Origin of the sequence: Hymenobacter properus (assembly GCF_015694735.1) — a bacterium.
Classification (GTDB): domain Bacteria; phylum Bacteroidota; class Bacteroidia; order Cytophagales; family Hymenobacteraceae; genus Hymenobacter; species Hymenobacter properus.
Genome location: NZ_JADQDP010000001.1, coordinates 103,623 through 119,076 on the forward strand (window position 1 = coordinate 103,623; position 15,454 = coordinate 119,076).

Annotated in this window: 14 protein-coding genes; 9 read left to right on the forward strand and 5 right to left on the reverse strand. The window is 62.2% G+C overall.

The features are described 5' to 3' along the window. Positions 1–89: 89 nt before the first annotated feature. Complete coding sequence (locus tag I2I01_RS00500; RefSeq protein WP_196284467.1) at positions 90–1,448, reverse strand: TSUP family transporter; 1,359 nt, start codon at positions 1,446–1,448, stop codon at positions 90–92. Between the two features lie 127 nt (positions 1,449–1,575). Here I2I01_RS00500 and rsmA point away from each other — a divergent pair, with 127 nt between their 5' ends. The 8 genes from rsmA (at position 1,576) to I2I01_RS00540 (ending at position 8,252) form a co-directional block, all read left to right on the forward strand. Next, positions 1,576–2,400, forward strand: a complete 825-nt coding sequence (gene rsmA, locus I2I01_RS00505) for a 16S rRNA (adenine(1518)-N(6)/adenine(1519)-N(6))-dimethyltransferase RsmA (RefSeq protein WP_196284468.1) — start codon at positions 1,576–1,578, stop codon at positions 2,398–2,400. Between the two features lie 42 nt (positions 2,401–2,442). Next, on the forward strand, positions 2,443–3,057 hold the full coding sequence (locus I2I01_RS00510; RefSeq protein ID WP_196284469.1) for a hypothetical protein: 615 nt from the start codon (positions 2,443–2,445) through the stop codon (positions 3,055–3,057). Between the two features lie 9 nt (positions 3,058–3,066). After that, complete coding sequence (locus I2I01_RS00515; RefSeq protein WP_196284470.1) at positions 3,067–4,032, forward strand: NAD(P)-dependent oxidoreductase; 966 nt, start codon at positions 3,067–3,069, stop codon at positions 4,030–4,032. Positions 4,033–4,133: 101 nt separating this feature from the next. Continuing rightward, positions 4,134–4,610 (forward strand): transcription elongation factor GreA, encoded by a 477-nt coding sequence (greA, locus tag I2I01_RS00520; RefSeq protein WP_196284471.1) that lies wholly within the window; start codon positions 4,134–4,136, stop codon positions 4,608–4,610. A gap of 152 nt (positions 4,611–4,762) precedes the next feature. Further along, complete coding sequence (locus I2I01_RS23475) at positions 4,763–5,593, forward strand: nuclease A inhibitor family protein (RefSeq protein WP_196284472.1); 831 nt, start codon at positions 4,763–4,765, stop codon at positions 5,591–5,593. A 70-nt stretch (positions 5,594–5,663) separates the two neighbouring features. Continuing rightward, complete coding sequence (locus I2I01_RS00530) at positions 5,664–6,248, forward strand: hypothetical protein (protein WP_196284473.1); 585 nt, start codon at positions 5,664–5,666, stop codon at positions 6,246–6,248. A 92-nt stretch (positions 6,249–6,340) separates the two neighbouring features. Then, positions 6,341–7,177 carry an alpha/beta hydrolase family protein gene (locus tag I2I01_RS00535; protein WP_196284474.1) on the forward strand — a complete coding sequence of 279 codons (837 nt, stop codon included), beginning with the start codon at positions 6,341–6,343 and terminating at the stop codon, positions 7,175–7,177. Positions 7,178–7,307: 130 nt separating this feature from the next. Beyond that, positions 7,308–8,252 carry a hypothetical protein gene (locus I2I01_RS00540; protein ID WP_196284475.1) on the forward strand — a complete coding sequence of 315 codons (945 nt, stop codon included), beginning with the start codon at positions 7,308–7,310 and terminating at the stop codon, positions 8,250–8,252. 1 nt (position 8,253) lies between these two features. Here the strand turns inward: I2I01_RS00540 and I2I01_RS00545 are convergent, their stop codons facing one another. From I2I01_RS00545 to aspA, 4 genes are all read right to left on the reverse strand, one after another. Then, positions 8,254–9,768, reverse strand: coding sequence for a DNA/RNA non-specific endonuclease (locus I2I01_RS00545; protein WP_196284476.1), 1,515 nt, complete (start codon positions 9,766–9,768; stop codon positions 8,254–8,256). A gap of 144 nt (positions 9,769–9,912) precedes the next feature. Beyond that, positions 9,913–10,932 (reverse strand): aldo/keto reductase, encoded by a 1,020-nt coding sequence (locus tag I2I01_RS00550; protein WP_196284477.1) that lies wholly within the window; start codon positions 10,930–10,932, stop codon positions 9,913–9,915. A 69-nt stretch (positions 10,933–11,001) separates the two neighbouring features. Next, on the reverse strand, positions 11,002–11,874 hold the full coding sequence (locus I2I01_RS00555; protein WP_196284478.1) for an alpha/beta hydrolase: 873 nt from the start codon (positions 11,872–11,874) through the stop codon (positions 11,002–11,004). A gap of 147 nt (positions 11,875–12,021) precedes the next feature. Continuing rightward, positions 12,022–13,425, reverse strand: a complete 1,404-nt coding sequence (gene aspA / locus I2I01_RS00560) for an aspartate ammonia-lyase (RefSeq protein ID WP_196284479.1) — start codon at positions 13,423–13,425, stop codon at positions 12,022–12,024. Positions 13,426–13,654: 229 nt separating this feature from the next. On the opposite strand from aspA, the gene I2I01_RS00565 reads away from it, so the two are divergent. Next, positions 13,655–15,409, forward strand: coding sequence for a DUF885 domain-containing protein (locus tag I2I01_RS00565; protein ID WP_196284480.1), 1,755 nt, complete (start codon positions 13,655–13,657; stop codon positions 15,407–15,409). The last annotated feature ends 45 nt before the right edge of the window (positions 15,410–15,454 follow it).

Genomic DNA, 15,454 nt, shown 5'->3' on the forward strand with positions numbered 1-15,454 from the left:
GAATAAACGCCTTACTTGCGGGACACCCACCCCCAGCATTAAAGAAATCCTAGCCGCACATTTTGTGCCCGGCGGGAGGCCTGTCTGTTTCAGAAAACCACCTTCCGCAGCGCCCACAGGCTCCAAACTATCACCATCAGGCCCACGCCCACGAACATCCAGCGGGTGGGGATGCGGCCGGCCAGCCGGGCGGCCAGGGGCGCGGCCGCCACCCCGCCCACAATGAGCCCCGCCACTATTTGCCAGTGCGACAGGCCTTTCATGGCGAAGAAGGTGAAAGCACTAGCAAACGTTACGAAGAACTCCACCAGGCTCACCGTGCCGATGACGTAGCGCGGGGTGCGGCCGGTTGTGATGAGGGTGCTGGTAACGAGCGGACCCCAGCCGCCGCCGCCAAACGAATCGAGGAAGCCGCCCACGCCGGCCAGCCACCCGGCGTTTTTTACTTTGCGGCGTTTGTCGCGCTGGGGGCGCAGGGCTTTGCTCAGGATGCGCAAGCCCAGAACAAGCAAGTACGCGGCCAGCAGGGGCTTCACCCAGTTGGCGTATTCTTCGCCGAAGCGGGAGAGCAGATACGCCCCCCCGATGGAGCCCGCAATGCCAGGCAGGAGCAGCACCCGAAACAGCTTTTTGTTAACGTTCCCAAAGCGGTAGTGCTGGTAGCCCGAGGCGCCGCTGGCAAACATCTCGGCCGTGTGAATGCTGGCACTCACCGACACCGGACTCAACCCCAGCGACATCAGGCTGATGGCCGACACCACGCCGTAGCCCATGCCCAGCATGCCATCGATGAGCTGCGCCACGAAGCCCACGGCCACGAACGTGTAGAATGTGGACGAGGAGCGGGCCAGGTCCCAGGCTTGCTGCCAGGTGAAATAGTAGGAGAGGATGTTGATGAAAATGAACAGCGCGAATGTGGCAAGCGCCCCTGTAGCCACCCTCCGCCAGTAAGCCGTGGCGGGCGTTTCGTAGGCTAGGGTGCGGTTGGGATACCGGGCAACTCGGTCGTCTTCTGTCGGCACCACTGCTGGTAGGCAGAAACTGCACAAATCGGGCGCGTCGGCCACGTGGGTGAGCAGGTGGCGCTGGACCGCGGCCGCACCAATGTAGCGGTGCAGGGCCGGGTCGTTGGTGGCTAGGAACAGGAGGTCGTGGCCGTCGAGGTCGGCATCCTGAAAGGGGCGCTGATGCAACTGTACCGACGTATGCTGGTCGGCGAGTTCGCGCAGGGCGGGCAAGATATCAGGGGCGACCACTGTAACAGCCGCGGCCGGGCTGTTGCTCAGAATGGCGCCGAGTTGTTGCAGGGCCACGGAGCCGCCACCTACCAGCAGCACCCGCATGCTTTCCAGTTTTAGGAAGATGGGAAACAGGATGTTAGGCGGCGTTGCCTTATGCGGCGGGCCGGCGGTGCAGGTGACGGGGGTAGCGTTGGCGTCGGCGGGCATGACTCTTGAAAGATACAGCTGGCGCGGCGTAAAAGCCGAATGCCGGGCAGAAGGTTATCACGGCCCGGCCGGCGGGGCTGCTACCTTTGCCGGGCTGCCGCGCCCCTAGCCGCGGCCGCGCTTTGCCGTGGTACGTCCGAAAAAACACCTGGGCCAGCACTTTCTGGCCGACCCCAACATTGCCCGCCGCATCGTGGGCGCCCTGCAGCTTCCCGACGCCGTGCGCACGGTGCTGGAAATAGGCCCTGGTATGGGCGTGCTCACCCAATACCTGCTCGAAAACCCCGCATACCAGACCAGTGTGGTGGAAATCGATACCGAGTCGGTAGCCTATTTGAGGGAGCATTACCCCGCGCTGGACGGCCGCATTTATGCCACCGATTTTCTCAAGCAGAACCTCGGCGAGCTGTTTCCGGGGCAGCCGCTGGCCATTATCGGCAACTTCCCCTACAACATCAGCAGTCAGATTTTCTTTGCCGTGCTCAACAACCGGCAGCAGGTGCGCGAGGTGGTGGGCATGATTCAGAAGGAAGTGGCCGAGCGTCTGGCCGAGCCGCCCGGTTCGAAAACCTACGGCATTCTGAGCGTGCTGCTCCAAGCTTATTACAAAATTGAGTACCTGTTTACGGTGCCGCCGCACGTGTTCAACCCGCCGCCCAAGGTTGATTCGGCCGTGGTGCGCCTCACCCGCAACGACGTGCAGCAACTGGACTGCGACGAAAAGCTGTTTTTCCGGGTGGTGAAGCAGGCGTTCCAGACGCGTCGCAAGACGCTGCGCAACGCCCTGAAACCCTTCGGTATGCCGGCTGAGGCCACCACCGACCCTATTTTCGACCGCCGCGCCGAAACGCTGGGCGTGGCCGAGTTTGTGGGCCTCACGCGGCACGTGGCCCAGCACATGGCTGGCGGCACGGCGCTGCCGGAGCTGGATGACAGCGACGTAGCGGAATAAGGACGTGTTTTTTTAAAATCCCCATTCACTTTTGATTCGACAATGAAAAAAACGCTACTTGCTGCCGCTGTGCTGCTGTGTTCCTTCACGATGGCCGCCGATGGGCCGTGGTTTAGCGGTAAAATTGTGTACCACAATTCGTTTGCTACACTGGACGGGCAGGACATCACCGATAAGCTCAGCCCCGTGCTCGGCAATGAAAACCTGTATTACATCAGCGGGGATAATTACAAGGCCTACACTGAAAAGAAGCAGATTCTGGAGCTGTACAATGGCAGCACCAACAAGTTTCAGTTCTTTATGAACGGCACGCCCACGGTGATGGACGCCAACCCCGGCACACCAGGCGCGGTGGTGAAGCCCCTGCCCGAGAAGGCCATTATTGCGGGTTATGCCTGCCAAAGCCTGCAGATTGATTCGGACGGCAACACCACGGTGTATTATTTCTCGCCCAAAGTGCGCGTAAACCCCGCACCTTACGCCAAGCACCAGATGGGCGACTGGGCCACCTACCTGAAAGCCAGCAACGGCGCGCTGCCGCTGAAATTCGTGGTGACCAACCGCAAGCAGGGGTATTCGATGGTGAGCGAAGCTACTTCGGTGCAGGCCATGCCGCTGGCCGCTGCCGACTTCACCGAAACTTCCCCGGCCAAGTAAGTCCCGCCCATGAGCCTCTGCCTCGTCGTCGACGAAATGCACCCCTCGCTGCTGCCCCTGCTGACCGAAATTGGCGTGGCGGCCGACTACCAGCCGAACCTAACGGCCGCCGAAATTCCCGTCGCGCTGGCGGCCCGGCCTTACGAAGGCCTGGTGGTGCGCAGCAAGCTGCGCGTGACGGCCGACCTGCTGGCCCGCGGCCCGCAGCTGCGCTACGTGGCCCGGGCCGGCGCCGGCACCGACAATATTGACGAAGCCGCCATGGCCGCGGCCGGTGTGGCGCTGCTTAACGCGCCCGAGGGCAACCGCGACGCGGTGGGCGAGTTTGCGGTGGGGTTGCTGCTGGCGCTATTTCGCAACATCGTGCGGGCCGACGGCGAAGTGCGGCGCGGCGAGTGGCACCGTGAGGCCAACCGAGGCGAGGAAGTGGGCGGCAAAATCATAGGTTTGCTCGGCTACGGGCACATGGGGCGGGCGTTTGCGCGGCGACTGGGCGCCTTTGGCTGCACGGTGCTGGCGCATGACATCGATGCGGACATCTTACCCGACGGCAATGCCGAGCTGGTGACCCTGGCCGAGCTGCAGGCCCGCGCCGACGTGCTGAGTCTGCACATTCCGTACTCAAAAGCCAACCACCATTTTGTGGGCGAGGCACTGCTGGCTGACTTTGCGCGGCCCCTGTGGCTGCTGAACACGGCGCGGGGCGAAGTGCTGGACCACACCGCGCTGGTGGGGGCGCTGCAAGCTGGGAGGGTGCGGGGAGCGGCCCTTGATGTGCTTGACAATGAAAAGCTGAACACTCTGACGCCAAGCCAGCGGGCCAACTTTGATTTCCTGCGCCAAGCGCCGAATGTGGTGCTGACGCCACACGTGGGCGGCTGGACGCACGAGAGCTACCGACGCATCAATGAAGTGCTGGTGGAGAAAATTCGGGCCTTTCGGGCCGGGGAGCCAAGCGGAGTAGCGGGGAGCTAATTCGTTTTGCGTATCTTTGTCTCGAACCTAAGAAGGGAGAACGGTTGGCAGTGCCAGCCGTTCTCCTTGCTTTTTAGCCAAACCGTCAAGTACCAATTCCCATGGCCAGCACCATCAATTATTACACCGCCGAAGGCCTGCAAAAACTGAAGGACGAACTCCAGGACCTCAAAATCCGGGGCCGGGCCAAGGCTGCCGAAGACCTGCGCGAAGCCCGCGACAAAGGCGACCTGAGTGAGAACGCCGAATACGACGCCGCCAAGGACGCCCAGGGCCTGCTGGAGCTCAAAATTGCCAAGCTCGAAGAAGTGGTGGGCAACGCCCGCCTCATCGACGAAACCAACATGGATTTCAGCAAGGTGCTCATCATGAGCAAGGTGAAGCTGAAAAACCTGAAAAACAACATGGTGTTGAACTATACCCTGGTGGCCGAGGAAGAAGCCAACCTGGCCGCCGGCAAAATCTCGGTGAAGTCGCCTATCGGCAAGGGCCTGCTGGGCAAATCGGCCGGCGATACTGCCGAAATCACCGTGCCCGCCGGCAAGCTGCAGTTCGAGATTCTGGAGATTTCGCGCTAGTTGTCAGCTGCTCGTTGTCAGTTGTTAGGGCAGCGCCGCGAGGTGCTGCCCTTTTTCTTTTCGGGCGAGGGCGGACGCCGGGCCGCAGGTTCTCGTTTATTTGCAGCAGCGACCTAAAAACTGACAACGAGCAACTGACAACTAACCCGCCCATGCCTTCGATTTTCTCCCGCATCGTATCCGGCGAATTGCCGGCCTATAAAGTGGCCGAGGACGGCCGCCACCTGGCTTTTCTCGACATCACGCCCTTGGTGGAAGGCCACGTGCTTGTGATTCCCAAAAAGGAAGTCGATTACATCTTCGACCTGCCCGCCGATGAGCTGGCCGCGCTGCACGTGTTTGCCCAGCGCGTGGCCAAGGGGCTGAAAGCCGCCGTGCCCTGCAAGCGCGTGGGCGTAGCCGTGATTGGGCTGGAAGTGCCGCACGCCCACATCCACCTGATTCCGATGCAAACGGTGCAGGACATCAACTTCACCAACCCTAAAATCAAGGTGCCCGAGGCGCGCATGCAGGAGCTGGCCACCGCCATTGCCGCCAAAGTGGACGGCGGCAGCGGGCTGGAGGAGGCCAAAGGCACCACAAAAGGTGGCGGCGCTCCCGTGCCACCGGAGCTGCAAAAGCAAGTGGCCGGCCTGCACTTCCTAAGCGAGTCGGACGCGCCGCTCGAAGCCGTAGCCTACGCCGCGCCCGGCGGCGAGCTGAGCAACGCCGCGCTGCTCAAGCTGCTGGGCGAGCCGGCCGATGCCAAAGTAGAAACCGTGGAACTCACCCAGTTCCTGCGCAACCACACGGCCGACGATGGCGTGCTGAACGACGTGGCTTTGGCGAACCGCTACAAGGCCCTGCAGATGTATATGAAGCAGGAACTGGACGGAGCCCAGGTGTACCGCGTGGGCAAGGGCCCGCAAATTCATGCCTACGCCCTGGGCCGCACCATGGACGGCACGCTGGCCGGCTTCAAAACCGTGCTGACGGAAACCTAAGCCAGCACCGAAACAACGGTGCTGCCGTTGCCTGAGAATTTGGATTGACTACCTGATAGCTGCTGTTTTCATGAAGTTACGCACCGCGGCCTGGGGAGGCTTGCTTTGGCTGAGCGGTTGCGTTCCGCAGGCGTTTGAGCTGTCGGACTACCGCAGTCACCTCACTGCAGCCGAAAAACAGCAGTTGGCCGCCGGGCAAGCCCTCGAGAAAATGCACGTTTCGTATTGGCGCTTTTTTCCGAAGCAGGTGTATTGGCAGGGAAAATTGCGTGTGGAGCCGGCCGCCAAAGGCAAGTACAAATTCACGAAGCTGGGCCATTGGCAACAGTTCGATGAGCACGGCGGACTGCTGGCCGACGCCGACTACCAATTGAAAGGCCGCTGGACCACCGGCCACGAACGCCTCTATTACCCGGCTGGGACGCTGAGCGCTGATGTGCTGACGCAGCCGGTAGTACTCAACGGCGATTCGGTGCTGGAAACCAGGCTCGTGAATTTCCGGTCCGGCGTCGAATCGGATACTTCCTTTGTAGAGCGCTGGTACCTGCGAGACGGCAAGTACCTGCGGCCGTCTGTGCGCTCTTTTGATTTGGCCGGCCGGCGGCCCGTACCGAAGAACTGGAAAGGAGAGCCCTACACTTATTCAAAGCCGTAGGGGTGCAACGGTTGCATGAAAGCGGGGTCTGTGAACGAAGGCGGTTGGCTTGTGGTGCCAGCCGCGTCGTCCTGGCTCTGATGGTTGCCTTTATGCAGCGTTTTGTACTCCTCACGTTCCTGTTCCTGCAAACTGCCTTTGCCTGGGCCCTGAAGCCCAGCCGTGAGTGGCTGGCCACCCCCGATTCGCTGGGTATGCGCTACCAAACCGTGGCCCTGACCACGCCCGACCGCGTGCAGCTCACCGGTTGGCTGATTGAACCCGCTATCGATGTGCCCGACCGCCACACCACAATGGTAGTGGCCTACGGCGACTTCGGTAACATGTCGAACGAACTGCACCAAGCGCGGGCCCTGACGGCTGCCGGCTACCGGGTGTATCTGTTCGACTACCGCGGCTTTGGCCACAGCGCCGACTTCGCCATCGATACCGAGCAGCTTTATTACCACGAGTTCGCGGTGGATTTGGGCACGGCGCTGGCCGACGCCCGGCGGCGCTACCCGCGCAACCGGACGGGTATCATAGCGTTTTCGATGGGCACCATGATGGCCAGCGAGGTGGCGGCCACGGCCCCACACTGCGACTTTCTGGTGACGGAAGGCTACGTGGCGAGCCCGCAACGCTTGGTGGCCTACCAGCTGCAAAGCCGGCAAAAGGTGGTGAGCCTGCCGGCCGAAGCAGCCGCTTACTCCCAATTCGCGCCCCGTGTGCGGTGCCCGTGGCTGCTGATTGGCGGCACAGCGGATAAGCACACGCCCCTGGTCGATTCGGTGGCGGTGGTGCGCGACGCCCGGCGCCGCCAACGGCGGCAGGTGCTGGCTTACGAGGGCGCGCATCTGCAGGGCATGGTGGTGCTGAGCGAAGCCTATTTTGGCGATAAGTATGTGAGCGAAGTGAGCCGCTTTCTGGCGGCAGGCAAGCAGCGGTAGAAGGGCTCTCCCTGAATATTGAGGCAACTGTGTAGCAAAGGATGCTGCCAGCCATGAACGGTGCAACGATTGGGGCGGAAGGCCGGTCAGGCAGAAAACAACAAATTTCTGCTTTTACCCTTTCCGCTTTATGAAAAAATTATTCCTGTTCCTGTTCGTCGGCTTTGGCTTGAACGCCTGCAACCAGCAGCCCCCCCAACCCCTCGCCGCCGACCAGGTGAACGTGCTGGTGGGCAACGCCGGCTACGTGGCCGCCACAGGCCAAGCGCCCACCGCTGCCACCAATGACGATGCCCGCGTGCAAGCCCACCTGGCTTACGCCGAACGGCAGCTACGCCAGCGCCCCACCGCCGGCCTCAGCCCCGAACTGACCCAGCGGCGCGCCCACTTGCTCGACCTGCTGCATCGGTACTGGGTGGCCGGCGTGTTTCCGCGCAATTACGACCACCCCGAGGGCCGGCGCCCCTGCTTCATCGACCGCGACGGCCGCTTGTGCGCCGTGGGCTATTTGGTGGCCGAAACCGCCGGCCGCCCGGCCGCCGAGCGCATCAACGACGCCCATCAGTACGACCTGATTGCCGACATGCGCACCCCTGTGCTGGCCGACTGGGTGAAGACCTCGGGCCTGACCCGGGCCGAATGCGCCCTTATTCAGCCCACCTACGGCCCCCCGCCGCCCACCGAGGCCGACGTGAAATCCTACGCCGTGGGCTCGGCCCTTTGGAGCGGCGTGAATGTGATGCTGGGCGCCGCCAACGCCAGCCAGTTCAACCGCCCCACGGGAGGCAAAGGCGCGGCTTACGCTGGCATCCTGAGCGGCACCGGCCAACTGCTGACTGGTGCTCTGCGCCTGCCCAACGACGAACAGGGCATTAACTGGAGCCGGGTCACCACCTATGGTACCGAGCGCAACATATCCTACCTCAACATCGGCCTGGGCACCGCCACCTTGGCCCTGAGTGCCTGGAACCTCATCAGCCACCGCAATGCGGCGCAGCAAAAAACGACCGTGGGCGTGGTGAATTTTCCCGGGCCGGCCGGGGGCAGCGGGCTGTCGCTCACGCGGCGGTTCTGAGTTACTCGGCGCGGCCGCTGTCGACCAGCTTTTGCAGGCGGGCCTGCACGGGGCGGGGCAGAGCTGAAAGCAAATCAAGGCCCGAAGCGGCTTCGATTTTATCGACGGAAGTCAGGTACTGCCGCCAGTCGGGGCTGATGCCGTTGTCGTTGGGCGTGTCGACGGCCAGCACGCGCACGCTGGGGTCGGTGGCGATGCGTTGCAGGTCGTTGGTGCCGTCGGGCAGGATGACCATGACTTTCCAGATGCGGGCGGGCACGGTCACGCGGCCCTGGTCGAGGGTCTGGGCGAAGCCGTTGGCGCCGGTGCCGCCACGCCCGTAGCTGCCCATGATGACGTAGATTTCCTGTCCGCGCTGCACTTGGCTGCGGCCGTATTCTTCGAGGTGGGCCCAGGCTTGCTGGTTGTTTTTAGGCGCCTGGGGCACCATGTTGGTCATCAGGAAGGTATTGGCGTTGGCGTCGAGGTCGGCGGTGCGGTCGCCGCTGGGGCAGTTATGCCCCTTGTCGAAGCCGGAGCGGGCGTAGCTGGCGGGCGTTACCTGGTAGAACTGACGGGGCAGGGCCGCGTCAGGCCGGAAGTTGTTCTGGCGCGGGGCTTCGCCAAGGTCGGCCTTGTCGATGTGCCAACTCACCCAGGTAGGAATGCCGCGGTTGGCGTTGTAGCCGATGGTAAATTCGGGGTGCACCAGGAGGTAGTTGGTGGCGTTGGCGGGGTCGGAGGTGGCGCCGCTGGGGTTGCCCAAGGCCAGGTTGGCGTCGTTGGGGTCTTGTGCCACGCCGGTGCCCGTGCCGGCCGCGGGCTGCTGGGCGGGGGCGTTGGGCATTGGGTTTTGAGTAGAGGAAGTCGGTGCCTGGTTGCGGTTTTCGAAATAGCCGCCAGTCACGCCCGCGCCCACCGCCACGGCAGCGCCGGTAGCGGTTTCGAGCACAATGTCGTCGAGGTCGAGCCGGTTATTGGGGCCGCTGGTTTTGCGAATTTCCAGGCGCAGGGGCTCATTGGCCAGGCCCGCGAAAACGTGGGGCACCAGCTTGGGGCCGCTTGTGGTGATGGGCGAACCCGTGCGAGAATAAGTGCGGCCCCCGTCGCGGCTCAGCCACAGTTCCCAGGTGCTGGGCCCGTCCTGGCCATAGGCCGCCGCCGAGATGGTGATGCGTCGCACGCCCGCCACCGCGTTGAAACGCATGGAGATGCGGCCCAAATTGCGCAAACGCACCGCGCGGGCCCCGTTCTTGTGGTCTTGCGCACTACTGCCGATGAGGGCATCCTGGAAGTGCCACAGACCGGTAGCCAGCGGCTCATCGGCTTCTTCATAGGAGCCTTTGCTGCCCGCTTCGAAGGTTTCGGGAAAGGGGCTGTTGGCCGGCGTCTGGGCGGCCGGTGCCTGGGAAACGCGCGTGGTGGCCGATTCGGGCGACTGCTGCGAGCAGGCCAGCAGGGCCACCAGTGCCAAGGGGGAGAAATAAGCCGAAATGTGCATGAAGGCGAAGATATCATACACGACAGCGTAGCGCATCGGTAAGGCAGAACGACACGGAGGCGGGCCATCGTTGAACCGGGTGGGCCAGCGCAAAACATGGACGGGCGCAGGCTGCACACTATGAGGCAAGAAAAAGGCTCCCTGATTATTCAGGGAGCCTTTTTTCTTGCTGGCCAGAGATTATGCCTGCCGGTCGGCGCCGGTCATGGTTAGCATCCAGCCAGGGTATTCGGGCGCGAGCTTGCTCACTTCGTCCAGTTGCTTGAGCTCGTCGGGGGTGAGCTGAACGTCAACCGCCTTGAGGTTGTCTTCGAGCTGGTCCATCTTTTTGGCGCCAATAATGACGGTGCTCACCACCGGCTGGTGCAGCAGCCAAGCCAGCGCCAGGGCGGCCACGGTCGTGTTTTTGGCCTCGGCCATGGGGCGTAGCCGGTCAATGATGTCGAAGGCTAGCTCCTTGTTCACGGGCGGGAAGTCAAAATTGCTACGACGGCCTTCGCCGGTGGGGTTTTCGCGGGTGTACTTGCCCGATAGGAAACCGCCGGCCAGAGGGCTCCACACCATTAGGCCCAGCTGCTGGTCCTGGAGCAGGGGCACCAGCTCACGTTCCAGGTCGCGCCCCGCGATGGTGTAGTAGGCCTGCAGGCTCTGGTAGCGCTCCAGGTGCTGGCGCTCCGAGATGCCGAGGGCCTTCATCAGCTGCCAGGCGGCCACGTTGCTGGCCCCGATGTAGCGCACCTTGCCCTGGCGCACGAGGTCGTCGAGGGCGCGCAGGGTTTCCTCCAAGGGCGTGAGCGGGTCGTAGGAATGGGTTTGGTAGAGGTCGATGTAGTCGGTCTTGAGGCGCTTGAGCGAACCCTCTACCTGGGCCATGATGTGCTGGCGGGTAAGGCCGGCGTCGTTGGGGCCGTCGCCCATTTTGCCGCGCACCTTGGTGGCCAGAATGAGCGAATCGCGCCGCAGCCCGAGGTTGTGCAGGGCTTGGCCGGTAATTTCTTCCGACTGGCCTTCGGTGTAGATGTTGGCCGTGTCGATGAAGTTGATGCCGGCTTCCACCGCGCGTTTCATCAGCGCATCGGCCCCGGCCTGGTCCACGCCATTGATGGCGGCAAAGCGGCCGCCCACGGCGCCAAACGTCATGGTGCCGAGGCAAAGCTCGGAAACTTTCAGGCCGGTGCGGCCCAGCAGGTGGTATCTCATAAGGGATGTTTTGGGAAAGGGTGCGGCATAGAACCGGTCCTGCCCCTTTTTGTTAACGCACCCCCTTGCTTAGGGCACGGCCACGCCGTTGGCCTTTAGCACCTGGCCAAAAAAAAGCACCTGATAGGGCAGGGCCGTTTGCCAGTATTCCCAGGTGTGGGCGCCGGGGCGCTCGGTGTAGTCATGCGGCGTGTGGTTGTACACCAGCCGGCGGTGCATCTCGCGGTTGATTTCGATGAGGCCGTCGTCCACGCCGCAGTCGAAAATGATAGGCAGGCCGTTTTTGTGAATCTGGTCGGCCATGTTCACCACGGAATTGGCGCTGAAAAACGCGGGGTTTTGCTCTTCCGAGCCGATGATGGGCGTCAGGTTCTTGTTGCGCCAGGCAATTTCATCGGGCGTGGCTTTACGGTTGGCGCTGCTCAGCTCCAGGGCGCCGCTCATGCTGCCGGCCGCGCCGTACAAGTCGGGGTGGCGGGCCGAGAGGTACATGGCTCCGAAGCCGCCCATTGAGAGGCCGGTGATGAGGCGGCCCTTGCGGTCGCGCACGGTGCGGTAGGCTTGGTCGATGGCCGGAATGACTTCCTTAGTGAGGTAGGTTTCGAACTGGCTGTCGGCCTTCACCGGGCTGTCGAGGTAGAAGCTGAAGGTTTCGCCCTCGGGGTTCACAATAATCAGGTTGTACTGGTCGGCGAGGCGGTGCAGCAGTTGCTTGTCGGGCGTCTTGCTCAGCCAGTTATTGAAGTGGCCCCAGGCCCCGTGCAGCAGGTAGAGCACGGGGTAATTGGCCTTTTTGTTCTTGGCGTAGGAGGCGGGCAGCACCACGGCGGCGCGGTAGGTTTTTTGCATGGCCGCGCTGGGAATGCTGAGGGTGTCGACCCGGGCGGCGTGAGCGGCGGAAGTAGCGAGCAGCAGGCAGGCGAGGAGTAGGAGGGAACGCATAGGGCGGGAATGGCGGAATAAAGAACAAAAGCCAGAACGTCATGCTGAGCGCAGCCGAAGCATCTCTACCGCGCAAGTAATTTATTTACTCTTGCGGTAGAGATGCTTCGGCTGCGCTCAGCATGACGCTTTTAAAGCTAGGCGGCGCTACTGCTTAAACACCGGACGAATCAGGTTCTCAAACGTGAAAATCTCGTCCCACTTTTGCTGCGTCAGCAGCCCGCGTTCAACCACCGCAATGTCGTGTACCGACTTGCCGGTTTTTAGCGCCTCCTTGGCGATTTCGGCCGAGGCTTCGTAACCGATTAGCGGGTTGAGCTGCGTGACGATGCCGATGCTGTTGCGCACCAGGTTTTCGGCGTGGTACTTGTTGGCCGTGATGCCGATGACGCACTTGTCGCGCAGGGTGCGGCAGGCGTTGGTCATGTAGGAAATCGAGGTGAACAGCGCGAAGCTGATAACCGGCTCCATCACGTTGAGCTGGAGCTGGCCGGCTTCGGCGGCCATGGTCACCGTGAGGTCGGCCCCGATGACGTAAAACGCCGTCTGGTTCACCACCTCGGGCACCACGGGGTTCACCTTGCCGGGCATGATGCTGGAGCCCGGCTGCAAGGGCGGCAGGTTGATTTCGTTGATGCCCGTACGCGGCCCCGACGAGAGCAGACGCAGGTCGTTGCAGATTTTGCTCAGCTTCACGGCCGTGCGCTTCAGCACGCCCGAGAGTTGCACGTAGGCGCCGGTGTCGTAAGTGGCCTCGAACAAGTCGCCGGCCAAACTCAGGTTGAGGCCCGTGATGCGGCGCAGGTGCTCGGTTACGAGCTCGGGGTAGCCGGTGGGGGCGTTCACGCGCGAGCCAATGGCGGTGGCACCCATGTTGATTTCGTCAATCAAGCGGCGCGAGTCGTCGATGCGCAGCAGCTCCTCGCGCAGGTTGGTGGCGAAAGCCCGGAACTCGTCGCCCATGCTCATGGGCACGGCGTCCTGCAGCTGGGTGCGCCCCATTTTGAGAATGTCGCGGAATTCCTCAGCTTTTTGGGCGAAGGCGTCGGCCAGGGCCACCAGAGTTTCGCGGTAGCCCACCAGCTTGTTGTTGAGGGCGATGCGGAAGGCAGTGGGGTAGGCGTCGTTGGTGCTCTGCGAGCAGTTGACGTGGTTGTTGGGGTGGCAGTACTGGTACTCGCCCTTCTGGTGGCCCATCATTTCGAGGGCCACGTTGGCAATGACCTCGTTGGCGTTCATGTTCACCGACGTGCCGGCGCCGCCCTGAATCATGTCGGTGAGGAACTGGTTGTCGAACTCGCCGGTGGCCACCCGGTCGCAGGCAGCGGCAATGGCGTCGGCAATGTTGGCGGGCAGCACGCCCAGGTCTTTGTTGGCCAGGGCGGCGCCTTTTTTTACATAGGCCAGGGCCTGCACAAACAGCGGCTCGGCTTTGATGGGGATGCCAGTAATGGCGAAGTTTTCGAGGGCGCGCAGCGTCTGGATGCCGTAGTAGGCGGTATCGGGCAGGCTGCGCTCGCCCAGAAAGTCGTGTTCGATGCGGGAGTTCATGCGGGAATTTTGGGTGGAGGAGGTTGGGCTTGTACGGAAAGGCCGCAAGCCGGGACAAACCTACGGCAGCGCATTGCAACGCGGCGGGTTTTACGCAACCAGAACGCCATGCAGAGGGCAGTGAAGCATCTTCACCGCGCGATGCAATCCAATCAACTGGATTACTATTGAGGTAAAGATGCTTCGCTGCCCTCTGCATGACGTTCTTCTCTAACATTTAAACCTGCCTATGAAACTCCGCTACCTATCCTTGCTGGCCCTTGCCCTCGCCGGCTGTTCCCAATCTAAAAAATCGGACACCGTCAGCAGTGGCGCCGACGCCCGCTTCGACACCTTCAAAAACCAGTTCATCGAAGCCCTGTGGCGGCAAAACCCCGACTACGCCAGCAGCCAGGGCTACCACAAGTACGACTCGCTGCTGGTGATACCCAACGCCGCCCAGCGGCAGAGCGACGACGCTTTTGCGCAGAAATACCTGGCCGCGCTGGGCAAGTTTTCGGCCGACAGCCTCTCGCCCAACAACCAGATTGACCTGCGCCTGCTGCGCAACGAACTGCGCGCCGAGCGCTGGTACGCCGACACGCTAAAGAGCTGGCAGTGGAACCCCGCCAGCTACAACCTCGGAGCCAGCGTGGGCGACCTGCTCAACGGCCGCCATTACCCCCTGGACCGCCGCCTGCGCAACATCTCCGATAAAATCAGCCACGCCGCCGAATATTACGCCGCAGCGCAGGCCAATATCAGCAACCCCACCAAGGAGCACACCGAGCTGGCCCTGAAGCAAAACGCTGGCGGGCTGGCCGTATTTGGGGCCAGCCTGGCCGATTCGGTGAAGAAATCTGGCCTGAGCGAAGCCGAGAAACAGACCCTGACGGCCCGCATTGCCGGGGCGAGCGCAGCCGTGCAGGGCTACCTGGATTTCCTGAAAAACGACATTTTGCCCAAAGGCCGGTTCCGCTCGTTCCGCATTGGCAAGGAGCTGTTTGAGCAGAAGTTTGCCTACGACATTCAGTCGCGCTTTTCGGCGGCCGAGCTTTACCAGGAAGCCCAAAAGCACAAGGCCGAGCTGCTGCACGACATGGGCCGCCGCGCCGCGCGCCTCTATCCCAAGTACCTGCCCGGTCAAAAAGCCCCCGCCGACACGCTAGCTTTGATTACGGCCGTTGTCAACCAACTCACGCTCAAGCACGCCCCGCGCGACGGCTTTGTGGATGCGGTGAAGCGCCAGATTCCGACGCTGGTGGCTTTCGTGAACGAGAAAAAACTCCTGACGCAGGACCCCAGCAAGCCGCTGGTGGTGCGCGAAACACCGCTTTACATGCGCGGCAGCGGTGCGGGCGCCAGCGTCTCGGCCCCCGGGCCCTACGACAAGGGCGCTAATACCTACTACAACGTGGAGCCCATTCCGGCCGACTGGACACCCGCCCAGGCCGAAAGCTACCTGCGCGAATACAACGACTACACCCTGCAGATTCTTAACATCCACGAGGCCATTCCGGGCCACTATACGCAGCTGGTGTACGCCAACCGCTCGCCCTCGCTGGTGAAAAGCATCTTTGGCAACGGCGCTATGATTGAGGGCTGGGCCGTGTATGCCGAACGCATGATGCTGGAAAACGGCTACGGCAACAATTCCGACGAAATGTGGCTGCTGTGGGACAAGTGGAACATGCGCTCCACGCTCAACGCCGTCATCGACCACGCCATACAAGTGGACAACCTGAGCGAGCAAGACGTGGTGAAGATGCTGCGCCGCGAAGGCTTCCAGGAAGAAGCCGAGGCCCGCGGTAAGTGGCTGCGCGCCACCCTGAGCCAGGTGCAGCTCAGCAGCTACTTCACCGGCTACACCGAGATTTATGCCCTGCGCCAGGAGCTGAAGCAGAAAGCCGGCAAGGATTTCGATTTGAAGGCCTTCAACGAAAACTTCCTCAGCTACGGCAGCGCGCCGGTGAAATACATCCGCGAGCTGCTACTGCGCAAATAGCCGCCAGCAACCCTCGGAAACGGGATGGAGTTTAAGGAAGCTCAA